Raw genomic sequence first — 24,902 nt, forward strand, 5'->3', positions numbered from 1 at the left:
GCCGAACCGCGGTCGACGGTGTTGTCGTCAGCACGCAGGCTGCGGTCCGCGCCCGAATCGGGCACCTGCTTGACGAGTACGACGATGTTCATCGCGCTTCGACGACCCTCCTGTTGGTGTTGCGATCGCTCGCCCGGTCTGGGGCGCAGCCTCGCGCGTCCGTTGACGCCGGTCAACCGCGCGGTGCTGTGCAGTTGCCCACGGCGCAATGTTACCTGCCAGTAGCATCTGCCTTCGGCGACCTCAGGGTGACACAGCTCACGAACGACCCCGCGGGCGGGTAATCTGACGAATCGGGAGGTGTCACAAAATGTCAGAAAAAGCCAGCGAAGGCCATCCCGACGTTACGCGGCACCGCTGCCGCCGGACGCGGCCCGAGGCGTACCGGTGCGCCTGCGGCCGGCTCCGCGACCGCTGCGTCCGGGCCACCGTCCGGGCGCTCTGGTCGCCGACCCGGCTCACGCCGGCTGATCGAGCGCGTCCCGGATCCGCTCGATGACCGCCGCCTCGGCCGGGGCCACCCCCCGGTGCGCGGCGGCCACCCGCTCGGCGGCGGACAGCACGACCTCGCGGTAGCCCGCCACGTCCCCGGGCGACTTGTCCCGCAGGATCCGCACGGAACTGCCCAGCGCCGGCAGCACCACCGCCTCGATCTCCAGCGCCGAGTCCCGGGGCAGCTTCGGCAGCGGACCGCTGGTCAGCGCCTCCTTCACCACCCCGCTGCTGTCGGCCATCGCACCGGAGGCGGCGAAGCTCTCCCGGAACAGGGCGAGCATCCCCGGATCCGCGTTGGCCACCAGGAACACCGCCCCGAACGCGCCCGTCTTGAGGGTCAGCCGCTCCTCGGCCGTCAACCGCTGCTCCATGATCACGGAGTGTAGACGTACGGGGTGGCGGTCGTGACCGGGACGAGACCGAGCCGCTGGAGGATCGGCCGGCTCTCCGGCGAGCAGTCCACCTGGAGCAGCGTCCTGCCGCGCTGCTCGGCCAGGCGCGCCCGGTACGCGACCAGCGCCCGGTAGATGCCCCGCCGCCGCCACCGCGGCAGGGTCGAGCCGCCCCAGAGGGTCGCGAAGCCGGTGTTCGCCTGGTAACGGACCCAGCCGGCACTGACCACCGTGTCGTCCGCCTCGGCGACGACGACGGTGATGGACTGCGGGTCAGCCTCGATCTCCCGCGCCAGACCGGTCACCAGGTGGCTGCGGTCGTCGTGCCAGACCGCCTCCTCCATCGCGGCGATGCGCGCCAGGTCCTCCCGGGCGCTGACCTCGCGCAGGCGTACCCCCTCGGGCAGCACGGGCACGGCGGCGGCCAGTGCCGCGACCGGACCGACCACGACGGTCTCCTCCGCCTCCGCGACGAACCCGGCGGCGCGCAGCCGATCGGGCAGGTCGGCCGGCTGGTCGTGGCCGTTGAGCTTCCACTCCACCGCCTCGCCGCGCCGGCGGAAGAACTCCACCTGCCGGGCGATCAACGCGTCCAGTTCGGCCCCGGCGAGCCCGTCCAGCGTGCGGTACGTGAGGAAGCCGCGATGGTCGAGGCCGAGGACGCGGACCAGCGGGCCGTCCCGTTCCACGGTGACCCCGGCCGGCAGCGGGTCCGGAATCTCCGGGCGGATCTGCGCGTCGTAGGCGTCTCGCAACGTGCGGGCATCAAGATCGGTCATCACTCGAGGCTACGGCCGACCGAAAACGGATAATGACCACGTGTGGCAGGCGATCAGGCGGTGGTTCGACCCGCGCGAGCTGCGGGCGGTGGGCAGCACCCCCGACTACCGCTTCTCGCTGGCCAACGAGCGGACCTTCCTGGCCTGGCTGCGTACCGGGCTGGCGCTGGTCGCGGGCGGGCTGGCCGCCGCGCAGTTCCTGCCGCAGGCGCACCTGCGGGAGGTGGTCGCCATCGCGCTGCTGCTGCTCGGCGGCACGGTCGCCGTGCGGGCGGTCGACCACTGGGCGCGTACGGAGCGGGCCATCCGGCTCGGCGAGGAGCTGCCCGCCTCGCGCTTCCCGGCGGTGCTCGCCCTCGCCGTCGGCCTCGGCGCGCTGCTGCTGGTCGCGGCCGTGCTGGCCCGGGCGGTCGGCGGCCCGTGAACCACCAGACGGAGCCGCCACGGCGGGACCGGCCGGCGCGCGACCCCGGGCTGCAACCCGAGCGGACCCGGCTGGCCTGGCGGCGTACGGCGCTGGCGCTCACCGTGGTCATGGTGCTGACCGTGCGGCTCGCGCTCACCGGCCCGGCCGCAGAGGGGACGCTCGGCGCGCTGGTCGCCGGGGTCGCCGTGCTGGGCTGGGGCGCGGCGCTGACGGTCTGCTGGCGACGGGCCACCGGCACCGGTCCGCTCCCCGGCTACGGGCGGTCGCTGCCCCTGGTCGCCCTCGCCACGGCCGGCTTCGCGCTGCTCGGCACCCTCCTGGCGGCGAGCGGCCTGGGTTGACGGGGCCCGGTGCGCCATGATTGACGCATGGCCCGGCTCTACGTCCTCTTCTTCGTCGTGCAGATCGTCCTCGCCGTCTGCGCGCTGATCAGCTGCCTCTCCGCCGAGGAGGGCGAGATCAAAGCCCTGCCCCGGATCGCCTGGGTGCTGATCATCCTCTTCTTCCCGCTGCTCGGCTCCCTCGCCTGGTTCGCCGCCGGGCGCGAGCGCGTCCCCGGGCGGCCCGCCGGCGCAACGCCGAAGGGTCGGCTGCTGCCGCCCCGGGAGCGGCCCCGCCCGGTCGCCCCCGACGACGACCCCGAGTTCCTCCGCTCGCTCGGCGAGCGTTCCCGGCGTGAGGACGGCGAGCTGTTCCGCCGCTGGGAGGAGGACCTGCGGCGCCGCGAGGACGAGATGCGCCGGCGCGACGGCGAGCCGCCGCGCGAGGAGGACCGGCCCGAGGGGTCCACCCCCGCGTCCTGAGCCCGCCGCCGTCGCCGGCCTCCCGGCGACGGCGGCGGGCCCGGCTCAGGCCAGGTTCGACGAGCGGGGGTACGCGTCGGCCGGGTCGGTGAGCACGTTGACCAGGTACGGCACGCCGGCGTCGAACGCCCGCCGCAGCGCCGGGCCGAGGTCGCCCGCCTTCGCCACCGTCTCGCCGGCCCCGCCGAGGGCGCTCACGACGTGGTCGTAGCGCAGCTCCGGCTGGAGGTCGGCGGCGACGTCGTAGCCGTACATGGCGCGCATGGGGTGCTTCTCCAGGCCCCAGATGCCGTTGTTGCCGACCACGATCACCACGGGCAGCTTCTGCCGGGCGAGGGACTCCACGTCCATCAGCGAGAAGCCGGCCGCGCCGTCGCCCATGAGGACGCAGATCTGCCGGTCGGGGTGGCTGACCCGGGCGCCCATCGCGTAGCCCATGCCGGTGCCCAGGCAGCCGTACGGGCCGGGGTCGAGCCAGGTGCCGGGCTGCGCGGGCTCCAGGTAGCGGCCGGCGTACGAGACGAAGTCGCCGCCGTCGCCGATGGTGATGGCGTCGCGGGCCAGGACCTTGCGCAGCTCGCCGTAGACCCGGGCGGGCCGGATCGGGTCCGTCTCGGCGGACATCTCCTCGGCGTCGCGGGCCTTCGCGGCGTCCTCGGCGGTACGCAGCTCGGCGATCCAGTCGGCGTGGTCGGCCCGGTCGCCCGGGTGGTCGGCCAGGGCGGTGAGGATCAGGCGGAGGTCGCCGGCGGGGGCGGCGGCCGGCTGCACGTGCGCGGCCCGCTGGCTGGGCGCGTCGACGATGTGCACGACCCGGGCGTCGCCGAAGTCGCCGAAGCTGAGCCGGAAGTCGAGCGGGGTGCCGATCACCACGACGACATCGGCGCCACGCAGCGCCACGCGACGGGCCTTGGCGAAGGCGAGCGGGTGCTCCGGCGCCAGCGCCCCCCGGCCCATCCCGTTGGTGAAGACCGGCACCTGGAGCGACTCGGCGGCGGCCCGCAGGGCGTCGACCGCGTCCCCGGCGTAGACGTCGGAGCCGGCGATGATCACCGGGCGGCTCGCGGCGGCGACCAGGCCGGCCGCCTTCGCCACCTCGTCGGGGTCGGGCTCGACCGGCGCGATGCCCGGCAGCGCGGGCAGCTCGGCGTCGGAGACCGAGAAGACCGCCTCGAGGGGGAAGTCGAGGAAGACCGGGCCCCGGTGCGGGGTGAGCGCGGTGGTCAGCGCCGCGGTCACCGCGCGCGGGATGTCGTCGGGGCTGAACACCGTCTCGGCGTGCTTGGTGACGGGGGCGACCAGCGGCAGGTGGTCCATCTCCTGGAGGCTGCCCGAGCCCCAGCGGAACTGCGGGGCCCGGCCGCCCAGCACCAGCACCGGGGAGGCGTTGAAGTACGCGCTCGTCAGCCCGGAGATGCCGTTGGTGACGCCGGGGCCGGCGGTGAGCACGGCGAGGCCGGGTCGGCGCTGGAGCTTCGCCACCGCCTCGGCGGCGAAGACCGCCGACTGCTCGTGCCGTACGTCGTAGAGGGGGAAGCCGGTCTTGTGCGCGGCGTCGTAGAGCGGAAAGACGTGCCCGCCGGAGAGGGTGAACATCTCCCGCACCCCGTACGCACGCAGCGCCGCGAGTGCGAGCTCCCCGCCGTGACCTTCGATCCGCTCCGTCATCGCCGCTCTCCCCTTCGTCCGCCTGGCCGGAGTCACACGCTACTCACCGGTAGGCGGAATGTGAACAGTTCTCGACTCGGTGCCTGGGCCGGCGGGTTACCCCGCCGGCCCGGGCCCGTCAACGACCGGTGAAGTCCGGCTTGCGCTTCGCCACGAACGCCGCCATGCCCTCGCGCCGGTCCTCGGTGGCGAACAGCGCCGCGAAGAGCTGGCTCTCCCAGGCCAGGCCGGAGTTCAGGTCCATGTCCAGACCGGCGTCGACGGCGAGCTTGGCGGCGCGCAGGGCCTGCACCGGACCGGTGAGGTACGGGCAGACCAGCTCGACGGCGGTGTCGTAGACCTCGGCCGCCGGGGCGACCCGGTCGGCCAGGCCGATCCGCAGGGCCTCCTGGGCGTCGACCATCCGGCCGGACATGATCAGGTCCTTGGCACGGGCGGGGCCGACCAGACGGGCCAGCCGCTGGGTGCCGCCCGCGCCGGGGATGATGCCGAGCTTGATCTCCGGCTGCCCGAGCTTGGCGTCCTCGGCCACCACCCGCCAGTCGCACGCCAGCGCCAGCTCGCAGCCGCCGCCGAGGGCGTAGCCGGTGATCGCGGCGACGACCGGCTTGGGGATCCGGGAGATCGCGCCGAGCGCGCTGGACAGGTCGGCCGCCCGGTCCGCCATGTCCACGTAGGACATGTCGGCCATCTCCTTGATGTCCGCGCCGGCCGCGAAGACCTTCTCCCCGCCGTACACGATGACGGCGCGGACGCCCGGGTCGGTGGTCGCCGCCGCGGCGGCGGCGCGCAACTCCTCCTGCACCTGGGTGTTCAGGGCGTTCATCGGCGGCCGCTCCAGCCGGATGGTGCCGATGCCGTCCCTGGTCTCCAACCGCACGAACTCGCCCACGCTGGCCCTCACTTCCTCGTCGAAGTCGCGTGCCAACCTTACGGCCCGGATCGTTGGGGTAAGTAGTGTGGTCTCAGGCCCGCCACCGGGAGTACCGCCATGATCACGTACTACGACGACAGGTCCGTGCAGGTCACCTCGACCGCCGTCCGGGTGGACGGCCGGACCTTCCGGCTGGCCGACATCAGCATGGTCTGGCACCAGCGCGGCAGCCGGTCCTGGCGGGTGCTCGTCGGGCGCGGCGCGATCGGCGCGGCGCTCGCCGGCCCCCTGGTCGCCGCCGCCCTGGGCATCGCGTTCGCGCTCTGGCTGGGCCGCTCCCTCACCGTCACCATCGCCATCGTCGGCGCCTCGGTGCTGATCGGGCTCGCGGTCGGCCCGGTCGCCGACTTCCTCTTCGAGCACCTCGACCGCTCGTACGCCCGGGGCAGCCGGCAGCTGGAGATCTGGGCCCGCTGGCGCGGCCAGCCGGTGCGCCTGCTGTGCACCGGCGACGCGCTGCGCTTCGGCCAGATCTACCGGGCGGTGCAGCGGGCCGTCGAGGCGGGCCAGCCCGTGTCGCCCCGCCGCCGCTAGAACCCGATCGGTCCGTCCGGCAGCATGCCCAGGCCGCGCAGCAACCCGAACAGGTCCTGCTCGCCCCAGAACTGCACGATCCGGCCACCGGCCAGCCGGTACATCTTGCAGGCGCTCTGCACCGCCGTCGCGCCGGTCGCGTCCCGCCGGTAGGTCTGCGCCAGCGACACCACCACGCGGTCGCCGGCCGCGAAGATCTCGACGATCTCCTGGTCGAGCACCGTCAGCCCCGGGGAGGTGACGGCCCCCTCGACGAAGTGCCGCCCCCGGACCGACGTGCCGGAACCGTAGATCAGCACGTCCTCGTCGACCACCTCGCGCAGCTCCGCCAGGTCCTTGGTGACGAAGGTCCGCAGGTAGCGGCGGACCACCTCGACGTTGCGCTCCTGCTCCGTCATGACCGGTCACGGTACCGCCCCGAACGGCCCGGCACCGCCCCGGCCGCCCGAACGGCCGGTGCCGCCCGAACCGCCCCCGGAAGACGCGCTGGCAAGGCGGGCCTCAAGGCCCCTCGTCGGGCCCGGTGAGCTACCGCCCGCGCTGTCGAGCTGCCCCGCCCGATGGGGCAGGCACGCCGGTCGACCCCTGGCTCGCACGCCCCGAGCAGTCCCATGAACGGGGCAGCTCGACAGCCGCCCGGGCGGGCTCCGTGGCCTCCGGGGTCACTCCCACACCCTTGCGTGGCGCTCCAACGCCGCTTCGACGCCGTTGGGGTGGCGTTCCAATGCGTTGCGGTGGGCACCAGGTCCGGAGGCAGATCGAGGCGCACCCGTCGCACGGCAGCGGCGGGTGCGCCTCGCGCGCGTCCTTTCGAGCTGATGACGTAAACGACTCAGCCGGTCCGGCCTCCCGACGAGCGCCAGCGACCCGCAGGGCGATGTCATAGACGATTCAGCTCGATAGGGCCGACGCGACGCCATCTCCGCCCGACGCGGCCCCGCCTGGCACCACCTCGCGCGGCATGGCCCCGCCCGACACCGCCTCGCCCGCGCCACAGTGGTTAGGCTTAGTGATGACCATCTATTACCGGGACGACGCGGTGCAGGTGACGTCGGAGTCGATCCGGGCCGGGGGCCACGCCGTGGCGATCGCCGACGTGACGTACGTCTGGCATGCGCAGGGGCCGAAGACGCTGGCGGTACGGGGGCGGGTGCTGGGGCGCGGCGTCCTGGTCCTGCTCCTCTCGCTTCCTCCCCTGGTCGCGGTGGTCTGCGTGCTCTCGCTGGCCTGGTCGGCGCAGGACCGGGGCGAGTGGCAGCTGGCGCTGATCATCCTCGCCGCGTGCGTGGTCGGCGCGCTGGCCCTCGCCCCCTTCCTGGAGATCCCGCTCGGCTGGCTCGACCGCTCCTACGAGCGAGGCAGCAAGGTGCACGAGCTCTGGGTCCAGCACCACGGCCGGGAGGTGCTGCTGCTGCGCACCCCGGACGCGCTGCGGTTCGGGCAGATATACCGGGCGGTGCAGCGCGCGGTCGAGCAGTACACCGACTCCTGACCCCGCTCCCACCGCCCTGTCCGGCGGCGCGGGCGCGGGCGACGCACACTTGGTGCCATGGTGATTCCCCTCCCCCGGCCCGCCGCGGTCGTCGGTCTGACCCGTTCCGCCCTCGACCAGGCCCTCGGCTCGGCGGCCTCGTTCGCCGCCGTGCCGGCCCGCGCGTTCGCCGTGCTGGACTCGGTGGAGGCCCTGCTGAAGCGGGTCGACGGCGTGGTGGACCGCATCGACGGCGTGGTGGACCGGATCGAGCAGACCCTCGACCGCACCGACCGGGTGCTCACCGACGCCGAGGGCGCGGTACGGGAGGTGGCCGTCATCAGCGCCGCCGCGACCACCGCGATCGAGACGGCCACCGAGGTGGCCGCCGCGGCGGCCGTCGTGGTCGGGGAGGCGGAAAAGGTGTCCCGCACGGCCGGCGCGGTGGTCGCCGAGGCCGACGCGGTGGCCGTACGGGCCGCCGGCACCGTGGGCACCGCGGCGGAGGCCGCGGCGACCGCCGCCGAGCTGCTGACGGCGTACGAGCCGGCGCTGCGCCGGGGCGCCCCGATGGCGAACCGCTTCGTCGAGCAGCTCAGCCACGAGGAGGTGAACGCCGCGATCCGGCTCGTCGACGAGCTGCCGAAGCTCAAGCAGCATCTGACCGCGGACATCCTGCCGATCCTGGCCACCCTGGACCGGGTCGGCCCAGACCTGCACGACCTGCTCGACGTCACCCGCGACCTGAAGCTCGCCGTCGCCGGCATCCCCGGGCTGGGCATGCTCCGCCGCCGGGGCGAGAAGCTCACCGACGACGCCGAGGCGTGACCGGGACGCGCTCACGCCACGTCGGTGCACACGTCGTGCGTGCTGCCGCGCACCATCGTGATGGTCTTGTCGTACGTCGGGGTGAACTCCACCCGGAACACCCCGTCCACCAGCCACAGGCCGCGCGGCAGCGATCCGGCGTTCTCCCGGAACCCGAGCAGCACCGGCCCGAGCACGTACCAGGTCATCGAGCCGTCCGTGCCGTAGGTCACCAGGGAGGTGCCGCTGGCATCCGCCAGGCTCGTCGCCCCGGTCTCCAGATTGGTCACCTGGCTGAGGAGCGCACCGGTGTACAACTCCCGCTTCGGCGCACCGCCCGGGTACGTCTCCAACACCAGCTTGCGGACCTCGTCGACGACGGGTCGGACACGCACGGCGAAGTCGCAGCGCGCCCCGGCGGGCATCTCGAAGGCCTCCTGCGGCGCCGGCACCCAGCCGCCGAGCCGGTTCGCCTCGGCGAGGGCGGCGGCGACCTCGGCCGGCGCGGCGGCACCGGCGGGGCCCGGGGACGCGCCGCTGCCGGCGGCGGACGCCCCCGTCGCCGGGGTCACGGCGAACACGGCGGCGGCCAGGAAGGTTCCGATGCTCGTACACCAACGCATGGTCACTCCAGCTGTTCTCGACGGTCGGTCGAACCAGGGTCACCGGCGGCGCTGACCACGTCCTGACCGCCGGGCCCGCGGTCGCACCACCGTCGTCGCCGCCAGGCCCCGCCGGTGCCCGCGCGGTCACCAGCGGCTCACCGGCCGACAACCCCCCGGCGGCGGTGAGGTGGTATTAGCGGGTATGGACTTCCGACTGCTCGGCCCCTTCGAAGCGCGCCAGGACGGCCAGCCGGTCGAGCTCGGCAGCCGCCGTCAGGAACGGTGCATCCTCGGCGTCCTCCTGCTCGAACCGGGCCACCTGGTCGGCACCGACCGGCTGATCGACCTGCTCTGGCACGGTCAGCCGCCCGCCTCCGCCCGCGGCGCCGTGCACACCTACATCGGACGGCTCCGGGCGGCGCTGTCCCCGCACCGGGTCCGGATCAGCACCCGGGGCGACGGCTACCTCGTGGAACCCGACGGGCACCGGGTCGACGTCGGCGAGTTCACCGGCCTCGTCCACCGGGCCGGCGGCGTCACCGACCCGGCCGAGCGGGTGCGGCTGCTCGACCGGGCAATGGGCCTCCGGCGGGGCCCGCTACTCGCCGACACGGCCGACGACGAACTGCGCGCACGGCTCGACGGCCCGATCGAGGAACTCCACCTCACCGGCCTCGAGCTGCGGTCCGAGGCACGGCTGGCGCTGGGCCAGCAGGCCCGTGTGGTCGCCGAGCTGACCCCGCTGGTCTCCCGGTACCCCACCCGGGAACGGCTCGTCGCGGCGCTGATGACCGCGCTGTACCGGGCCGGCAGGCAGGCCGACGCGTTGCTGCTGTTCCGCACGGCCCGGCGGACGCTGGTGGCCGATCTCGGCGTCGAGCCGGGAATGTGGCTGCGGGAGGTGCACCGGCGGATCCTCCGTGACGACCACCGCCTCGACCGGCCCGACCGGCCCGTGTACGAGGTACGGGTCCACGGCGAGAGCCTGCCGTGGAGCGTGGGTGGGCATCCGGCGTTGGAGTTCTGCAACACCTTCGCCGGCTGGGGACACGAGCCACCGCTGCCCGGCTCGGAGTGGCTGCGCGGCTACCGGACCCTGGCGGTCTGGGCCGGGCACGTGGGGCTGGCCGACGACGCCGCCGTGAGCAGGCTCCTCGTCCTCGCACGGCGCCACCCCGGCGAGGCCGCCGCCGCGCTCGACGAGGCCCGCGCCCTCCGCACCCGCCTGTACGCCTGCCTGACCGACCCGGACGACCGGCACGCGTTCGACGCCGTCGCGCGGGCCGCCGAGGCCGCCGCCGGGACGCTGGTGTTCCGGCGGGACACCGACGGCCGGGGGCGGTGGTGGACGGACCTCTCGGCCGGGCTGCGGCTGCCCGTGCACGCCGCCGCGTGGAGCGCCGCCGCGCTGCTTGCCGACCCGCGTCGGCTGACCGTCCGCGCCTGCTCGGACGAGCGGTGCGGATGGCTCTTCCTCGACGAGAGCGGCCTGCGCCGCTGGTGCAGCCTGGGAACCTGCGGGCGCCCGGCCGCGCAGGCACCGTGCCGGAGCGCCTGACGCGCGCGGGTAGACCGGATCAGCCGGGGACGTACAGCTCGTCGATCTCGGCCCGGGTGGGCAGCGCCACGGAGGCGCCGAGCCGGCGGGCACACGCCGCCCCGGCCGCCGCCGCCCAGCGCACCGCGTCGACCACGTCCCGGCCCTCGCCCCAGGCCACGGCGAGCGCGGCGGTGAAGGCGTCCCCGGCGGCCGTGGAGTCCACCACGTCGACCTTGACCGCCGGCACGTGCACGGCGGTGCCGTCCCGGTCCCCATACCAGGCGCCCTCCGCGCCGAGGGTGAGCACCGCCCGGGGCGCCAGGTCGAGCAGGGCCGCCGGCTCGTCCCGGCCGCGCCCGGTGAGCGCCTGCGCCTCGGTCTCGTTGACCACCAGCAGGTCGGTCGCCGCCAGCAGCTCCGGCGGCACCGGCACGGCCGGGGCGGCGTTGAGCACCACCCGGGTGCCGGCCGCCCGGGCGACGACGGCCGCCTCGGTCACCGTCGCGACCGGGATCTCCAGCTGCGCGAGCAGCACGTCCGCCCCGCGTACGGCGGTCAGCTCGGGCTCGGTCAGGCCGGTCATCGAGGCGTTGGCCCCCGGGCTGACCAGGATCGCGTTCTCGCCCTCGGCGTTGACCATCACCAGCGCCACGCCCGACGTGCCGTACGTCGTGCGGAGCTGCCCGGTGTCGACCCCGGCGGCGGTGATCCGCGCCCGCAGGGTGACGCCGAACGAGTCGGAGCCGATCGCCCCGAGGAAGGCGCAGGAGGCGCCGGCCCGGGCGGCGGCGACGGCCTGGTTGGCGCCCTTGCCGCCGGGCACCATGACGAAGTCGGTGCCGAGCAGGGTCTCCCCCGGCCGGGGCAGGGCGGGGGCGGTGCCCACCAGGTCCATGTTGGCGCTGCCCACCACGACGACCCGGGTCTGCCGCATCGCCACCTCCTCGCCGCCGGGTTGCGCTGCGGCGAAGTCTAGGACCCCGCGAAGCCCAGGGCCCAGGCGGCGGCTTCCGCCCTGGACCGGGGCGTCGGTCAGGCGGCGCGGGCGGTGAACCGGTCGCCGGAGCGCTCGACCACCAGCGGCAGACCGAAGGTCTTGGAGAGGTTGTCCCCGGTCAGCGTGTCGTCGAGGAGCCCCTGCGCCACCACGCCGCCCTCGCGCAGCAGCAGCGCGTGGGTGAAGCCGGGCGGGATCTCCTCCACGTGGTGGGTCACCAGCACCAGCGCCGGGGCGTCCGGGTCGTACGCCAGCTCGGCCAGGCGGGCGACCAGGTCCTCGCGCCCGCCCAGGTCGAGCCCGGCGGCGGGCTCGTCGAGCAGCAGCAGCTCCGGGTCGGTCATCAGCGCGCGGGCGATCTGCACCCGCTTGCGTTCCCCCTCGGAGAGGGTGCCGTAGGCGCGTTCGGCGAGGCCGCCGATGCCGAGCTGGCCCAGCAGGGCGCGGGCCCGGGCCTCGTCGCTGCTGTCGTAGCTCTCCCGCCAGCGACCCAGCACCGACCACGCGGCCGTGACGACGACGTCGCTGACCCGCTCGTCGGCGGGCACCCGCTCGGCGAGGGCGGCGGTGGAGAGCCCGATGCGGGTCCGCAGCTCGTTGACGTCGGTGCGGCCGATCCGCTCGCCGAGCACGTGGGCGGTGCCGGTGGTCGGGTGCAGCCGCCCGGCGGCGAGGTTGAGCAGGGTCGTCTTTCCCGCGCCGTTCGGCCCGAGCACCACCCAGCGCTCGTCCAGCTCGACCCGCCAGTCGACGTCGTGCAGCAGCGCCGTGCCAGCCCGGCGTACGCCGACGCCGTCGAGGCTGACCACCAGATCCTCGTCCCCAGTCACCCGACCATCCAACCACGCAACGCGGGGCGCCCCCCACGGGCGGCGCCCCGGCCATAGGGTGGGGCGCCGTGTCGTTGGTCACCACAAGCGGAGGACGGTCGATGCCCGGTCGGAGCAGGGAGCCGCGCGGATGAGCGCGGTCATCGAGATCGAAGGGCTACGCAAGACCTTCCACAGCGTGCGGCAGGGCCGACGGGTGGCGGTCGACGGCTTCGATCTGCTGGTGGAGGCCGGCCAGATCCACGGCTTCCTCGGCCCCAACGGGTCGGGCAAGACCACCACGCTGCGCGCCCTGCTCGGGCTGGTACGCGCCGACGCGGGTCGGATGACGGTGCTGGGCGTCCCCTCGCCGGACGGGCTGCCCCTGGTGGCCGGGCGGGTCGGCGCGATCGTGGAGAGCCCGCAGTTCTTCGGCAACTTCACCGGCCACCGCACCCTGCGCCTGCTCGCCCGGGCCGGCGGGGTGCCGGTCGCCCGGGTCGACGAGGTGCTGGAGCAGGTGGGCCTGTCCGACCGGGGCGACGAGCGGGTCAAGGGCTATTCGCTGGGCATGAAGCAGCGGCTGGCGGTGGCGTCCGCCCTGCTCAAGGACCCGGAGTTGCTGATCCTGGACGAGCCGGCGAACGGCCTGGACCCAGCCGGCATCCGGGAGATGCGGGACCTGATGCGCTCGCTGGCGGAGGCGGGCGTGACCGTGCTGGTCTCCAGCCACATCCTGGCCGAGATCCAGCTGATCTGCGACCACGTGACGATCATCTCGCGGGGCCGGCGGGTGGCCGCCGGGCGCGTCGACGAGGTGCTGGCCGGCTTCGACCGGCACGAGCTGCTGGTGCGGGTGGACGATCCGCAGCGGGCCGTGGAGCTGCTGACGGCGGCCGGGCTGGCGGCGACCGGCCACGACGACCACCTGGTGGTGGGCGACGTGGACGACGCCACCGAGGTCAGCCGCACCCTCGGCGAGGCGGGCCTCTGGGTGCGCGAGCTGACCCCGCTGCGGCCCGACCTGGAGAGCGCCTTCCTCGAACTGACCGGCACGGCGACGCACCCGACGCTGCCCCGGCAGGTGGACGACTCGGTGCTGCCCGACGGCGGGGCCTCCGAAACGGTGATCGACCTCGACGAGCGGGGAGTGGACGCGTGAACCTGGTCCGTGCCGAGCTGGAGCGTCTCGGCGCCCGGCGCTTCGTGCAGCTCATGCTCGTCCTGCTGGTGCTCGCGTTCGGCGTCACGGCGGCGACCACCCTGGCGAGTTCCCACCGGCCCACCGCCCAGGAGGTCTTCGACGCCCAGCAGGCCGCCGCCGCGGCGCGCAGCGAGCTGGAGCGCACCCACCAGCTCTGCCTGGACCGGCAGCGCGGCGTCGTGCAGGCGGACGACGTGCAGGAGTACGTCCCCGACGACTGCAGCGAGGTCGACCCGGCCCTGATGGAGCGGGCGCCCGTGGCATCCGACTACCTCGCCGGGGTGTTCACCTTCGCCGAGGAGGCCAAGCCGCTGCTCTACTTCCTCATCGCCTTCCTCGCGCTCTTCGGTTTCCTGGTCGGCGCCTCCTACATCGGCGCCGACCTGAACTCCGGTGGCGTGGTCAACCTGCTGCTCTGGCGTCCCCGGCGGATGACCGTGCTCGGCACCAAGCTGGGCACGCTGCTCGGCGGGACGGCGCTGCTGTCCGTGCTGGCCTCGGCGGCGTACCTCGGGACGTTCTGGCTGATCGCGCAGGTCGCCGGGCGGCCGGGGCGGCTCGACGGGGAGTTCTGGGGCTCGCTGGGCGCGAACTGGGGGCGCGGCATGCTGCTGGTGCTGCTGCTCACCGTGGTCGGGTTCGCCGTCGCCACCCTGGGCCGGCACACCTCGGCGGCGCTCGGCGCGATCGCCGGCTACATGGTGGTGTGGGAGCTGGGCGCCCGGCTGGTGATGGAGATCCTGGAGGTCGTCAAGGTGGACCGGTACATGCTCTCCAGCTACGCCGCCGCCCTGCTCAACGGCCGGGTCGAGTTCTGGGACTACCGGGCGTGCGACAACGGGGTCTCCCACTCCTGCGACGGCCTCTACGTGGTGACCTGGCAGCCGGCGCTGGTGTTGCTGCTCGGGCTGACCGGCGCGCTGGCCGCCGCCGCCTTCGTGGCGTTCCGCCGCCGCGACCTGATGTGACGCCCGTCCGTCGTCGACGGTGCGGGCGCGGGCGCGGCAGGACCTTGCAGTGTCCGGGCCCGCGATGAAATATTCCTTCACATGACGCCGGGCCGCCGCCGACCTCGCCGACCCTGGTCGGCGGGGTCCGGCGCGCGGTCCGCGCCGGCGGGCGGCCGGCCCCGGTCAGCCGACGGTCGAGCCGAAGACCTCGTCACGGACGGCGTCCAGCGCGGTACGCAGCGCACCCCGCAGGATCGGCTCCTCGGTCAGCCCCGTCGGCACGACCCGGGGACGGACCAGCGTGATCGCCGCGACCTCGTGCTGCACGCGCTCGGCCAGCGCCGCCCCGCCGGCCTGGCCGACCTCGCCGGCGAGCACCACCAGCGGCGGGTCCAGCACCACGCAGGTGCTCGCCACGCCCAGCGCCAGCCGGCGGGCCACCTCGTCGAGCATGGGACCGCCCGCCGTGCCGTCGGCCACCGCCGCCCGCACCGCGACCGCGCCGCTGTCGTCCGGGTAGCCGTGCGCGCGGGCCAGGTCGCGGACCGCGTCCGCGCCGATCAGCTGCTGGAACGCCGGCTTCGCCCGACGGGACACGTCGCGCGGGATGGGCGCCCCGGGCACCGGCAGGTAGCCGATCTCGCCGGCGGCGCCGCTGCTGCCGTGGTGCAGCCGGCCGCCCAGCACGATCGCCAGGCCGACGCCGGCGCCGACCCAGACCAGCACGAAGTCCGTCAGCCCCTGGGCCGCGCCCGACTGCGCCTCGGCGACGGCGGCCAGGTTCACGTCGTTCTCGAAGACCACCGGGGTGTGCAGGTCGTCCCGCAGCGCGGCGAGCAGACCGGTGTGCCAGCGGGGCAGGTTGAAGGCGAACGTGATGTCGCCCGTGCCCGGGTCGACGAGGCCCGGGGTGCCCAGCACGATCCGCCGTACGCTCGACAGCTGCGCCCCGGCGCTGCTCGCGGCCTGGACGACCGCGTTGTGCACCACCCCGACGGGGTCGTCGGTGTCGCGGGTCGACTGCTCGACGCGGCCGATCACCGCCCCGGTGATGTCCGCGCAGGCGGCGACCACCCGGTCGGCGCCCACGTCCACCCCGACCACGTGCGCGCTGCCGGGCCGCACGGCGTAGAGCTGGGCGTTGGGCCCCCGCCCGCCGGCCTGCTCGCCGACGCGCGTGACCAGGCCCCGCTCCTCCAGCCGCTCGACGAGCTGGGAGGCGGTGACCTTGGACAACCCGGTCAGCTCGCCGAGCCGGGCCCGGGTCAGCGGCCCCCGCTCCAGCAGCAGCTCCAACGCCGCGCGGTCGTTCAGCGCCCGCAACAGGCGGGGGGTGCCGGGCAGCCGGGTCGCACTCATGCCACGTCCTCTAGTTTTGGTAAACCTTGCTAACTGTAAACCGACCTGCGAGCGGGTAGCCGACAGCGTATCGGCCGCCCGGGAGCGGGGTGGTCGGCCGACCCGGTACGTCACCGACCCCCGCCGGTACGACTTCCGTGCCGCGGGGACGAAAGGGGAAGATCACGTGGGGCTGGATCCAGGACTGCGCCGGCTCGCGCTCGGCACGCTGCTCGCCGCGTACCCGGGGCCGGTTCCCCCGGGCTGGGCGGTCGACCTGGTCGCCGAGGGGCTCGCGGGGCACACCCTGTTCGGCACCAACGTCCACGACCCGGGGCAGGTGGCGGCGAGCACCGCCGCCCTGCGGGCCGGTCGCCCGGACGTGCTGATCGCGATCGACGAGGAGGGCGGCGACGTCACCCGGCTGGCGCACGCCACCGGCAGCCCGTACCCGGGCAACGCGGCGCTCGGCGCGATCGACGAGGTGGCGCTGACCCGCCGCGTCTACGAGGCCATCGGCGCGGAGCTGGCCGCCCTCGGCGTCACCGTCAACCTCGCGCCGACCGTGGACGTGAACACCGCCGACGAGAACCCGGTGATCGGCACCCGCTCGTTCGGCGCCGACCCGGCCCGGGTCGCCGCGCACTCCGCCGCCGCCGTCACCGGCCTCCAGGCCGCCGGGGTCGCCGCCTGCGCCAAGCACTTCCCGGGCCACGGCGCGACGGTCGCCGACTCCCACCACGAACTGCCCACCGTGGACGTGCCGCTCGACGTGCTGCGCCGGCGCGACCTGCCGCCGTTCGCCGCTGTCGTCGAGGCCGGCGCGCGGGCCGTGATGACCGCCCACATCCGGGTGCCGGCGCTGACCGGCGACGGCCCCGCCACGTTCAGCCGGGCGGTCCTGGTCGACCTGCTCCGCGGCGAGTACGGCTTCACCGGCACGGTCATCACCGACGCGCTGGAGATGAAGGGCGCCGCGGTGGCCGCCGGCGGGGTCGGCCCGGCCGCCGTCCGGGCCCTGGCCGCCGGCGCCGACCTGCTCTGCATCGGCGCCCAGGTCGACGCCGAGCTGGTCGAGCGGGTGGTGGCGGAGATCGTCGGCGCGCTCGGCGACGGCCGCCTGGACCGCTCGCGGGTGGAGGAGGCGGCCGGCCGCGCCGCCGCGCTCGCCGCCTGGACCCGGACCGCCGGCGCGACGCCGGCCGCCCCCGACGGACTCGGGTACGCCGCGGCGCGGCGCGCCGTACGGGTGGAGGGGGAACTGACCGGCCTGGACCGCCCGCTGGTCGTCCAGCTGCACGCCGCGTCGACCATCGCCGAGGGGCGGGTGCCGTGGGGCCTCGGCCCGCACCTGGACGGCACGGAGGAGCTGCGGGTCGTCGCCACCGAGACCGGGCCGGCCGCCCTGCGCCAGCTCGCCGGGGACCGGCCGATCGTGCTGGTCGGCCGCCATCTGCACCGGTTGCCGGGCGGCGCGGACCTGGTGACCGCGCTGGCCGCCGAGCACCCGGTGACCGTGGTCGAGATGGGCTGGCCCTCCCGGTGGCGTCCGGCCGGCGTCCGGGCGTTCGTCACCACGTACGGCGCGAGCCACGCCTGCGGCCGTGCGGCCGCCGAGGTGCTCGGCCTGACCGGCTGACGCGGCACCGCGGGTACGCGCCGGCAGGTGGCGGTCACTCCCGGGCGGGCCGGGCCGGCTTCGACCGGGCCCGCCCGGGGTATGCGACAGCATGACCGCCACCGACCCATGGCACCGGGCCCTGGCCGACCTCGTGTCCCGGTCCCACCGGCTGCCGCCGGACGAGCTCGCGGCCACGGTCGACGCCGCGCTGCGGCCGTTGGGCGTGACGGCGACCGTGTACCTGGTCGACGCCGAGCAGCACGGCCTGCGCCCGCTGCCCGGGACGAGGCGGGCGGCGCCGGAGGTGCTGCCGATCGACACCAGCCTCGCGGGACGCGCCTTCACCCAGGTCGAGGTGCACTCGGGGCAGGGGCCACCGCCCCGGCTGTGGGTGCCGATCGTCAACGGCACCGACCGGCTGGGGCTGCTGGAGGTGTTCCCCCCGGCCGACGCCGACCTCGCCGACGGGGCGCTCCGCGACGGCTGCCGGCTCATCTCCGGGCTGGTCGGGCACCTGGTCACCAGCAAGAGGGACTACGGGGACGTCCTGCACCGGGCGCGGCGCAGCCGGCCGATGGGGGTCTCCGCCGAGCTGCTCTGGAACCTGCTCCCGCCGCTGACCTTCGCGACCTCGGAGGCGGTGGTCAGCGCCCTGCTCGAGCCCTGCTACGAGGTCGGCGGCGACGCCTTCGACTACGCGGTGCACGGCGGGACCCTGACGCTGGCGATCCTCGACGGGGTCGGGCACGGCCTGCCGGCGGTGCTCACCACCTCGGTGGCGCTGTCGGCGCTGCGGGCGGCCCGGCGTGCCGGCTCGGACCTGCCCGGCCTGGTCCGGGCGGTGGACGCCGCCATTGCCGGCCAGTGGGACGACGCGCGGTTCGTCACCGCCGTGCTCGCCGAGTTCGACACGGGGTCCGGAACGCTGCGGTACGTCAACGCGGGGCACCCGCCGCCGGTGCTGCTGCGCCGGGGACGGGCCGTGCAGGAGCTGACCGGGGGCCGCCGGCTCCCGCTCGGCCTGACCGACGGCCGCGTCGAGGTGGCGCGGACCCGGCTGGAGCCCGGCGACCGGCTGCTGCTGCACACCGACGGAGTGACCGAGGCGCGCGACGCGGCGGGCGAGATGTTCGGGCTCTCCCGCCTGGCGGACCTCGCCGAACGGCACATCGGTTCCGGGCGGCCGGCGGCGGAGACGCTGCGCCGCCTCAGCCAAGCGGTGACGGAGCACCAGGGCGGGACACGCCAGGACGACGCGACCCTGCTGCTGGTCGAGTGGTCCGCCGCCGCGTCGGCGAACTCGGAGCCCTGAGTCAGTCCAGCCCGCGCCATCCCCGCGCGACGGGTTGGTCGGCGTCGGAATCGGCGAGCCCGAGCAGGGTGCCGACCCCGGTGATCCGAAGGACCCGCGCCACGCCCGGCTGCGGGCCGGTCACCCGCATCGTCACGTCGCGCTCGCGGCCCACGGAGACGCCGTGCACCAGGACGCGTACGCCGCTGGAGTCCAGGAACCGCAGGTCGGCCAGGTCGACGACGACCTCCCGGACGCCGGGGCGGCGCAGCGCCTCGGTGAGCGTCGCCTCGAACTCACCGGCGGTGGCCATGTCGATCTCACCGGCCGGTCGCAGGACCACCTGGCCCGGCTCCGCGTTCCGCTCACCCGGGTCCATGGCCGCCTCACCGTCGAAGGTCGCGCCGGCTCCGGCGCGACTCGACCATACCGACCCCCGCCCGACCGGACCACGCCGACGGCCACGAGGGATGACTTGAACGCGTTCAAGAAGTCACCTACGCTGTGGCGACAATGTTTTGAACACGTTCAAGAGGGGCGTCGGCGATGGACACGAAGGTCTGGATGTACCTGGTCTACCTGGCGATCAGCATCGGGCTGACCGTCTGGGTGGCCCGGGCGCTGTCACGCAACGGGCTGGTCTTCCTGGAGGAGGTCTTCGCCGACGAACGGCTGGCCAAGGCCGTCAACAGCCTGCTCGTCGTCGGCTTCTACCTGCTCAACCTCGGCTACGTCACGGTGGCCATGAAGCACCCCGACCCGGTCGGGTCCACCGCGCAGGCCATGGAGGAGCTGTCCCTCAAGATCGGCCTGGTGCTGCTGGTCCTCGGCGCGCTGCACTTCTTCAACGTCTTCGCGCTCGGCCGGTACCGCCGTGGCCGGCTGCGCCAGTTCGCCACCCATCCGCCGCTCGCCCCGGTCGGCCGGCTCCCGATGCCGCCCGCACCCCGCGGCCCGCACCCGGCCGGCCCGCACCCGGCCGGCCCGCACCCCGCCGGCCCGCACCCGGCCGGCCCGCACCCCGCCGGCCCGCACCCGGCCGCCACCCACCCCGCCAGTGCTCACCCCGCCGGCCCGGGGGCGGAGACCGGGCCGGCCGGCAGCCCGCCCGTCCGATGACCACCGGGTCCGTCGGGTCGGGCGGACTCCCGGACGCCACCGCGCACGGGGGCGGTGGCGTCCGGGGGTTCACCGTCCTCTACGACGCGCACTGCCCACTGTGCCGCTCCGCCCGGCGCTGGCTGGCGTCCCGCGCCCAGCTCGTACCCCTGGAGTTCGTGCCGGCCGGCTCGGCCGAGGCACGGCGGCGCTTCCCCGGTCTGGACCACGACGCCACGCTGCGCGACCTCACCGTGGTCGCGGACACCGGCGAGGTGTACGCGGGGGACGGCGCCTGGTTCGCCTGCCTCTGGGCCCTGGCCGACCACCGGGGCGCCGCCGAGCGGCTGGCCCGACCGCACCTGCTCCCCCTGGCCCGGCGGGTGGTCGCCGCCGCCGCCTCGGTCCGCGAACGCGTTCGCGACCCGTGGGCGGCGCCGGGCGACGACCTGGCGGGATACGGTGACCCCGATGACCGAGCAGACTGCGCCGACGACCGCTGCGGGTGAGCCGGCGACCGCGCGCGGCGAGCAGACCCGGCAGCTCATCCTGGACACCGCGATGCGGCTGTTCCGCGAGCGCGGGTACGCCCGGACCACCATGCGCGCCATCGCCCAGGAGGCCGGGGTGGCGGTGGGCAACGCCTACTACTACTTCGGCTCCAAGGAACACCTGATCCAGGAGTTCTACGCCCGCTCCCAGGTGGAGCACCGGGCGGCGGCCGGACCGGTGCTCGCCCGGGAACCCGACCTCGCCGCCCGACTGGCGGGGGTGATGCACGCCGGGATCGACGTGCTCACCCCGTCACACTCCTTCGCCGCCAGCTTCTTCAAGACGGCGGCGGAGCCGACCTCCCCACTGAGCCCCTTCTCGGCGGAGTCGTCCGGCCCGCGCGAGGCGGCGATCGGTCTCTTCGCCGAGGCGCTGGAGGGCTCCACCGCCCGGGTCGACCCGGAGTTGCGCCCGCACCTGCCAGAGCTGCTCTGGTTGGGTTACATGGGGGTGGTGCTCTACTGGGTCTACGACCGCTCGCCCGGCCAGACCCGCACCCGGCAGCTCATCGACGGGGCGGTGCCGTTGGTCGACCGGCTGGTGGGGCTGTCCCGGTTGCGCGTGCTGCGCCCGGTGACCCGGCAGGTGCTCGACCTCATTCGTACGCTGCGTCACTGACCCCCTACGACGCCATCCCCCGAGTAGCCGCAGGTCAAGTCCGCTATTCGACACCTGGATCGCACCTATGGCATCTTGCCTTCACCTCTACAGTTACGTAGCGTGATCGGTGCGCACGTCACCTGCGGGACCCTGGGGGAGACTGCGGACCGTGGATCCGGCCCGGGATCCACGGTCCGCGCCCCACAGAGAGGGGGCGCGCGGTCAGGGCGGGTCGGGGCGCGCTCAGGGCGGGTAGACGCCGAACGAGCGCCAGCCCCGCTCGGGGAAACCGGCGGCGGCCGCCACCCGGGCGGAGGCGGTGTTTGCGGGGTCGTGCAGATACGTCGGGACGGCCCCCTCGTCGAGCACCCGGCGCGCCGCCTGGGCGACCAGCCGCCGGGCCAGCCCTCGCCCCCGGGCCGCCGGCACGGTGCCGACGGCAAGTTCGTGGCCGTACGCGTCGTGCCGCTTGATCCCGACGCCGGCCAGGTAGCGCCCCCGGGCGTCGCGCACCACCAGCACCGGCCGGTCGAACAGGCGCAGCCAGGACGGCAGCCCGGCCGCGCCCGGGGGTGTCCACTCCCCCACGTCCGGCAGCGGGGCCGGCGCCACGCTCCACCGGAACACGTCGTCGTGCACCGCCCAGCCGGGTCGTCCGACCGCGGCGGGCAGCGCCGGAAGCGGCGGCCCGCCCGGCAGCCGGGCCAGCTCGCGCACCGCCGCGACCCGGTCGGGAGCCACGGAGAGCACGGTGCTCGCGCCGGCGGTCACCGCGACGGCGGGCCGGAGCCGGCCGTCCCAGGCCGGTCGGGCCCGTCGGTGCGAGCCGACCACGTGCAGCCCGGGCCCCGCCGGCCACTGGCCGAGCCAACTCGCCAGGTGCAGGTGCAGCCGCCGGTCGAGCATCGCCGCCCACCTCCCCGGGGCCGTCGGTGGTCATCCGGTGTCCGGGCCGCCGACGCCCGGCCCGCCTCGCCGACGATCACCGTACGCGGGCCCGCCGGCCCGTGGGAGGGAACCCGTCGGGGTGGACCGGCCCGGCCCGGGGCGCCCCGGTCGACCCGGCACCGCGCGGTGCCGGGCGGCGCGAGGGTTGGGCGGCGCGGCGGGGGGTAGACGTACCGGCAGATCGACGTCCGCCGGTTTTATGGGTGCACCGACCGATCAGGGGAACCAAACGCATCGATCGGTCGTCATATTCATTTTCATACATGGACAACTTTGTTTGGGACGGTATGGTCATGCCGAACAAGCCGAACGACCGGTACCACCAGGACCCCGAGCGACTCTGGCGGGCCACCGAGGCCGCCGGGCGGTTCCCGGCCCAGTCGGCGTACCGGGGTCACCGCGCGGGCAACGGGGCCGCCCCGTGGAGCGAGGTGGACAAGCAGCCCGCCGGCGCCGCCTCGCCCGGCGGACTGAACACCCGCTGACCGTCCCGCGCGGCGGGGGCGGCTGCGCGACACACCCGGACGGTCCACCGGCGGCATTCGCACACCTGTCGGGTAATTTCTTCTGGTCCGGCATCCCGGCCTACGACAGGAGAAGCTCCGCGCATGGGCAAGAAGACGATCCACGTCTCCGACTTCAGCGGCACGGTCATCCAGCCCGACGACGAGGTGGTCCGCGTCGTCGTCCTGGAACACCCTGACCTGGTCGCGGGGCCCGTGCGGTTGGACGCCACCCCGGTCGAGGTGGAGGGCATCGACGACGCCGCGCTGGACGTCGCGGTGGTCGAGATCCACGACCGGCACGGCGACGGCGAGCCGCGCCGGGTGGTGCTCACCGCGAGCGAGTTCGACGCGATGGCGACCGACGTGCCGATGGCGCAGCTGTTGAAGACGGCCGAGCGGGTCCGCCCGCCGAAGGCCCGCAAGGGCGCGGAACGGGTCGACTACGGCACGATCGAGCACGCCGGCCGGCCGCACCGGGGCCGGGTCACCGAGGAGGAGGCCCGGTTGGTGCGCGAGCGGCTCGACGAGGTCAACAAGCGGCTCGCCGACGCCGGGATCCGTCAGGTCGACCCGACGGATCCCGAGCACGCCGCCCGCTACGGCTTCCCCGCCGCGCCCTGAGGCGGGTCACTCCCGCAGCTGGACGGCCCGCAGCGCCGCCGCCACCCACTCCTCGGTCGCGGCCTTGGTCACGCCGAGCCCACTGAGGGCGCCGGCACCGTTCTCGTGCTCCAGTAGCGCGAGCAGGATGTGCTCGGTGCCGATGTAGTTGTGGCCCAGCCGCAGGGCCTCCCGGAAGGTCAGCTCCAGCGCCTTCTTGCCCTGGGCGTCGTACGGGATCAGGTCGGGCACCTCGCCGGACGAGGGCGGCAGCGCGGCCGTCGCGGCCTCGCGGACCCGCTCCAGCGACACCCCCTGGGCGACGATCGCCTTCGCGGCCAGCGCCTCCGGCTCGCTGAGCAGCCCCAGCACCAGGTGCTCGGGGCGGGTCTCGGCCTGGCCGGTGGCGCGGGCCTCGTTCTGCGCGGCCATCACCACGTTGCGGGCCCGGGGGGTGAACCGGGCGAAGCCCTGCTGCGGGTCCAGCGGCGTCTCGTCGGCCTTCGGCACGAAGCGCTTCTGTGCCGCCTGCTTGCTGACGCCCATGCTGCGACCGATGTCGGTCCAGGACGCGCCCGAACGGCGGGCCTGGTCGACGAAGTGGCCGATCAGGTGGTCGGCGATCTCGCCGAGGTGGTCGGCCGCGATGACCGCGTCGGTGAGCTGGTCGAGCGCATCGGTGTGCGCCTTCTTGATCGCCCGGATCAGGTCGTCCAGGCGTACCGGGTTGCTCATCTGCACTGGTTCCGTCATGCGTCAACCATAGGTTGACGGCACCTTGGCCGTCAACCCTAAGTTGACGGTGATCGCCCGTGCCGCACGCCGGGTCCACGACCCCGGCGGATCACGGTGCGTGACGGATCGTAGGAAAGTTTCACCATTGCCCCCGACGATATAGAAGATTTACGATCCGGTCTCCATCGTCCAACCGCCCCCTTCGGGACGAACATCGGAGGCAACATGTGTGACGCACCGGAGACAGCCGGCCTGAGCCACGTACCGGCCCGACGCCGCACCCTCCTCACGGCGCTCGGCGTCGGCGTGGGAATCGGGGTCGTCGGCCTGCCCAGCCCCGCGATGGCCGCCGTCGCCGGCTGGAGCAACCCGACGCGCGGCACGCTGACCTCCGGCTACAAGACCCCCAGCCGGCCGACGCACACCGGCTGGGACGTGGCCAACAGCCAGGGCACCCCGGTCTACGCCACGGCCGCCGGGACCGTCCGGGACATCAAGACCAACTCGTACCCGGGTGACACGGCAAGCGGCCCGCTGGCCGGTCGTACCGGCAACAGCGTCCACATCAACCACGCCGACGGCTACTTCTCCTACTACGGCCACCTGTACCGGGTGCTGGTCAGCGACGGCCAGCAGGTCAGCTGCGGCCAGTTGGTCGGCCTGATGGGCACCACCGGCAACTCGACCGGCCCGCACCTGCACTTCGAGATCCACAACCCCCGGCTGACCTCGATGGACCCCCGGGTCTTCCTGGCCAACCGGGGCATCACCCTCGGCTCCACGGCCCCGGTGGGCAGCACCGGCTACCCGAGCGTCGGCCAGGGCGCCTCGGGCTGGGTGCCCCGGGTGATCCAGTACCTGGTGCGGGCGCGCGGCGTCTCCGTCGTGGTGGACGGGGTCTACGGGCCGGGCTGCGCCGCCTCGGTCAGGTCGTTCCAGAGCGGCCGGGGCCTCTACGCCGACGGCATGGTCGGCCCGATCACCTGGACCGCGCTCGTGCTGCCCCTGCGGGAGGGCAACTCCGGTGACCTGGTGCGCGGCCTGCAGACCGCGCTCAACGCCCGGGGGGCGAGCCTCCTCGTCGACGGCGGCTTCGGGGCGGTCACCACCAGCGCGGTACGCAGCTTCCAGAGCCGCAACGGCCTCGTCGTCGACGGTCTCGTCGGCCCGGTGACCTGGAGCGTGCTCATCTGAGCGG

29 protein-coding genes and 1 pseudogene are annotated in these 24,902 nt (G+C 74.7%); 17 read left to right on the plus strand and 13 right to left on the minus strand.

Translation table 11 applies throughout. The features are described from left to right. From EV374_RS31565 to EV374_RS31575, 3 genes and pseudogenes are all read right to left on the minus strand, one after another. A pseudogene (locus EV374_RS31565) lies at positions 1 to 92 on the minus strand (electron transfer flavoprotein subunit beta); the annotation flags it as partial. A 366-nt stretch (positions 93 to 458) separates the two neighbouring features. Next, the gene (locus tag EV374_RS31570; protein WP_132240820.1) at positions 459 to 866 is read right to left on the minus strand and encodes a hypothetical protein; all 408 of its coding nucleotides are present in this window, start codon (positions 864 to 866) and stop codon (positions 459 to 461) included. 2 nt (positions 867 to 868) lie between these two features. Further along, positions 869 to 1,666 (minus strand): GNAT family N-acetyltransferase, encoded by a 798-nt coding sequence (locus EV374_RS31575; RefSeq protein WP_132240821.1) that lies wholly within the window; start codon positions 1,664 to 1,666, stop codon positions 869 to 871. A gap of 40 nt (positions 1,667 to 1,706) precedes the next feature. On the opposite strand from EV374_RS31575, the gene EV374_RS31580 reads away from it, so the two are divergent. Genes EV374_RS31580 through EV374_RS31590 form a run of 3 tightly spaced genes read left to right on the plus strand, consistent with a single transcriptional unit; the run spans position 1,707 to position 2,896 of the window. Continuing rightward, complete coding sequence (locus tag EV374_RS31580) at positions 1,707 to 2,090, plus strand: DUF202 domain-containing protein (protein ID WP_132240822.1); 384 nt, start codon at positions 1,707 to 1,709, stop codon at positions 2,088 to 2,090. Next, positions 2,087 to 2,434 carry a DUF202 domain-containing protein gene (locus EV374_RS31585; protein WP_132240823.1) on the plus strand — a complete coding sequence of 116 codons (348 nt, stop codon included), beginning with the start codon at positions 2,087 to 2,089 and terminating at the stop codon, positions 2,432 to 2,434. The genes EV374_RS31580 and EV374_RS31585 overlap by 4 nt, the downstream gene beginning before the upstream one ends. Before the next feature lie 27 nt (positions 2,435 to 2,461). Further along, positions 2,462 to 2,896, plus strand: a complete 435-nt coding sequence (locus EV374_RS31590) for a PLD nuclease N-terminal domain-containing protein (protein WP_132240824.1) — start codon at positions 2,462 to 2,464, stop codon at positions 2,894 to 2,896. A gap of 45 nt (positions 2,897 to 2,941) precedes the next feature. On the opposite strand, the gene EV374_RS31595 is transcribed toward EV374_RS31590, so the two are convergent. Both EV374_RS31595 and EV374_RS31600 read right to left on the minus strand, forming a co-directional pair. Beyond that, positions 2,942 to 4,564 carry an acetolactate synthase gene (locus EV374_RS31595; protein WP_132240825.1) on the minus strand — a complete coding sequence of 541 codons (1,623 nt, stop codon included), beginning with the start codon at positions 4,562 to 4,564 and terminating at the stop codon, positions 2,942 to 2,944. A gap of 118 nt (positions 4,565 to 4,682) precedes the next feature. Then, entirely contained in the window at positions 4,683 to 5,456 is a 774-nt protein-coding gene (locus tag EV374_RS31600) for an enoyl-CoA hydratase-related protein (RefSeq protein ID WP_132240826.1), read from the minus strand. A 99-nt stretch (positions 5,457 to 5,555) separates the two neighbouring features. On the opposite strand from EV374_RS31600, the gene EV374_RS31605 reads away from it, so the two are divergent. Next, positions 5,556 to 6,032 (plus strand): DUF6232 family protein, encoded by a 477-nt coding sequence (locus EV374_RS31605; RefSeq protein WP_132240827.1) that lies wholly within the window; start codon positions 5,556 to 5,558, stop codon positions 6,030 to 6,032. On the opposite strand, the gene EV374_RS31610 is transcribed toward EV374_RS31605, so the two are convergent. Beyond that, positions 6,029 to 6,430, minus strand: coding sequence for a nuclear transport factor 2 family protein (locus tag EV374_RS31610; protein WP_132240828.1), 402 nt, complete (start codon positions 6,428 to 6,430; stop codon positions 6,029 to 6,031). The genes EV374_RS31605 and EV374_RS31610 overlap by 4 nt on opposite strands. A gap of 614 nt (positions 6,431 to 7,044) precedes the next feature. Here EV374_RS31610 and EV374_RS31615 point away from each other — a divergent pair. Then, the gene (locus EV374_RS31615; protein WP_132240829.1) at positions 7,045 to 7,524 is read left to right on the plus strand and encodes a DUF6232 family protein; all 480 of its coding nucleotides are present in this window, start codon (positions 7,045 to 7,047) and stop codon (positions 7,522 to 7,524) included. 57 nt (positions 7,525 to 7,581) lie between these two features. Then, entirely contained in the window at positions 7,582 to 8,331 is a 750-nt protein-coding gene (locus EV374_RS31620) for a hypothetical protein (protein WP_132240830.1), read from the plus strand. Positions 8,332 to 8,342: 11 nt separating this feature from the next. Here EV374_RS31620 and EV374_RS31625 read toward each other — a convergent pair whose 3' ends face one another. After that, entirely contained in the window at positions 8,343 to 8,933 is a 591-nt protein-coding gene (locus EV374_RS31625) for a hypothetical protein (RefSeq protein WP_486486067.1), read from the minus strand. Positions 8,934 to 9,117: 184 nt separating this feature from the next. Here EV374_RS31625 and EV374_RS31630 point away from each other — a divergent pair, with 184 nt between their 5' ends. Then, the gene (locus EV374_RS31630; RefSeq protein WP_132240831.1) at positions 9,118 to 10,473 is read left to right on the plus strand and encodes a BTAD domain-containing putative transcriptional regulator; all 1,356 of its coding nucleotides are present in this window, start codon (positions 9,118 to 9,120) and stop codon (positions 10,471 to 10,473) included. A 19-nt stretch (positions 10,474 to 10,492) separates the two neighbouring features. Here EV374_RS31630 and EV374_RS31635 read toward each other — a convergent pair whose 3' ends face one another. Together EV374_RS31635 and EV374_RS31640 are read right to left on the minus strand one after the other, a co-directional pair. After that, complete coding sequence (locus EV374_RS31635) at positions 10,493 to 11,389, minus strand: ribokinase (protein ID WP_132240832.1); 897 nt, start codon at positions 11,387 to 11,389, stop codon at positions 10,493 to 10,495. Between the two features lie 98 nt (positions 11,390 to 11,487). Further along, a complete protein-coding gene (locus EV374_RS31640) occupies positions 11,488 to 12,282 on the minus strand; it encodes an ABC transporter ATP-binding protein (RefSeq protein ID WP_357578102.1) in 795 nt (264 codons plus the stop codon). Between the two features lie 130 nt (positions 12,283 to 12,412). Here EV374_RS31640 and EV374_RS31645 point away from each other — a divergent pair, with 130 nt between their 5' ends. Together EV374_RS31645 and EV374_RS31650 are read left to right on the plus strand one after the other, a co-directional pair. Beyond that, positions 12,413 to 13,423 carry an ATP-binding cassette domain-containing protein gene (locus tag EV374_RS31645; RefSeq protein WP_132240834.1) on the plus strand — a complete coding sequence of 337 codons (1,011 nt, stop codon included), beginning with the start codon at positions 12,413 to 12,415 and terminating at the stop codon, positions 13,421 to 13,423. Next, entirely contained in the window at positions 13,420 to 14,433 is a 1,014-nt protein-coding gene (locus tag EV374_RS31650; protein WP_132240835.1) for an ABC transporter permease subunit, read from the plus strand. The genes EV374_RS31645 and EV374_RS31650 overlap by 4 nt, the downstream gene beginning before the upstream one ends. Before the next feature lie 165 nt (positions 14,434 to 14,598). Here EV374_RS31650 and EV374_RS31655 read toward each other — a convergent pair whose 3' ends face one another. Beyond that, positions 14,599 to 15,774: an ROK family transcriptional regulator gene (locus EV374_RS31655; RefSeq protein WP_132240836.1), complete on the minus strand. Its 1,176-nt coding sequence runs from the start codon at positions 15,772 to 15,774 to the stop codon at positions 14,599 to 14,601. Positions 15,775 to 15,940: 166 nt separating this feature from the next. Between EV374_RS31655 and EV374_RS31660 the strand changes: the two genes are divergently transcribed. Continuing rightward, positions 15,941 to 17,392, plus strand: coding sequence for a glycoside hydrolase family 3 N-terminal domain-containing protein (locus EV374_RS31660; RefSeq protein ID WP_132240837.1), 1,452 nt, complete (start codon positions 15,941 to 15,943; stop codon positions 17,390 to 17,392). Positions 17,393 to 17,483: 91 nt separating this feature from the next. Continuing rightward, positions 17,484 to 18,686, plus strand: a complete 1,203-nt coding sequence (locus tag EV374_RS31665) for a PP2C family protein-serine/threonine phosphatase (RefSeq protein WP_132240838.1) — start codon at positions 17,484 to 17,486, stop codon at positions 18,684 to 18,686. 1 nt (position 18,687) lies between these two features. Here the strand turns inward: EV374_RS31665 and EV374_RS31670 are convergent, their stop codons facing one another. Next, the gene (locus EV374_RS31670; RefSeq protein WP_132240839.1) at positions 18,688 to 19,044 is read right to left on the minus strand and encodes an STAS domain-containing protein; all 357 of its coding nucleotides are present in this window, start codon (positions 19,042 to 19,044) and stop codon (positions 18,688 to 18,690) included. Positions 19,045 to 19,211: 167 nt separating this feature from the next. Here EV374_RS31670 and EV374_RS31675 point away from each other — a divergent pair, with 167 nt between their 5' ends. From EV374_RS31675 to EV374_RS31685, 3 genes are read left to right on the plus strand one after another with little or no spacing between them, the layout of a single operon-like run. Beyond that, the gene (locus tag EV374_RS31675) at positions 19,212 to 19,784 is read left to right on the plus strand and encodes a hypothetical protein (RefSeq protein WP_132240840.1); all 573 of its coding nucleotides are present in this window, start codon (positions 19,212 to 19,214) and stop codon (positions 19,782 to 19,784) included. Next, positions 19,781 to 20,272, plus strand: a complete 492-nt coding sequence (locus EV374_RS31680) for a DCC1-like thiol-disulfide oxidoreductase family protein (protein ID WP_132240841.1) — start codon at positions 19,781 to 19,783, stop codon at positions 20,270 to 20,272. Before EV374_RS31675 ends, EV374_RS31680 begins: the two co-directional genes overlap by 4 nt. Next, on the plus strand, positions 20,235 to 20,933 hold the full coding sequence (locus EV374_RS31685; RefSeq protein ID WP_132240842.1) for a TetR/AcrR family transcriptional regulator: 699 nt from the start codon (positions 20,235 to 20,237) through the stop codon (positions 20,931 to 20,933). Before EV374_RS31680 ends, EV374_RS31685 begins: the two co-directional genes overlap by 38 nt. 225 nt (positions 20,934 to 21,158) lie before the next feature. Here EV374_RS31685 and EV374_RS31690 read toward each other — a convergent pair whose 3' ends face one another. Further along, the gene (locus EV374_RS31690; RefSeq protein WP_132240843.1) at positions 21,159 to 21,821 is read right to left on the minus strand and encodes a GNAT family N-acetyltransferase; all 663 of its coding nucleotides are present in this window, start codon (positions 21,819 to 21,821) and stop codon (positions 21,159 to 21,161) included. A gap of 305 nt (positions 21,822 to 22,126) precedes the next feature. On the opposite strand from EV374_RS31690, the gene EV374_RS31695 reads away from it, so the two are divergent. Beyond that, positions 22,127 to 22,348, plus strand: coding sequence for a DNA repair protein (locus tag EV374_RS31695; RefSeq protein ID WP_486486068.1), 222 nt, complete (start codon positions 22,127 to 22,129; stop codon positions 22,346 to 22,348). Between the two features lie 123 nt (positions 22,349 to 22,471). After that, positions 22,472 to 22,990 carry a hypothetical protein gene (locus tag EV374_RS31700; RefSeq protein WP_132240844.1) on the plus strand — a complete coding sequence of 173 codons (519 nt, stop codon included), beginning with the start codon at positions 22,472 to 22,474 and terminating at the stop codon, positions 22,988 to 22,990. Between the two features lie 6 nt (positions 22,991 to 22,996). On the opposite strand, the gene EV374_RS31705 is transcribed toward EV374_RS31700, so the two are convergent. Continuing rightward, positions 22,997 to 23,722 (minus strand): Clp protease N-terminal domain-containing protein, encoded by a 726-nt coding sequence (locus tag EV374_RS31705; RefSeq protein ID WP_132240845.1) that lies wholly within the window; start codon positions 23,720 to 23,722, stop codon positions 22,997 to 22,999. Between the two features lie 207 nt (positions 23,723 to 23,929). Here EV374_RS31705 and EV374_RS31710 point away from each other — a divergent pair, with 207 nt between their 5' ends. Then, entirely contained in the window at positions 23,930 to 24,898 is a 969-nt protein-coding gene (locus EV374_RS31710; RefSeq protein ID WP_132240846.1) for a peptidoglycan DD-metalloendopeptidase family protein, read from the plus strand. Positions 24,899 to 24,902 lie beyond the last annotated feature (4 nt).

The organism is Micromonospora sp. CNZ303 (assembly GCF_004345505.1).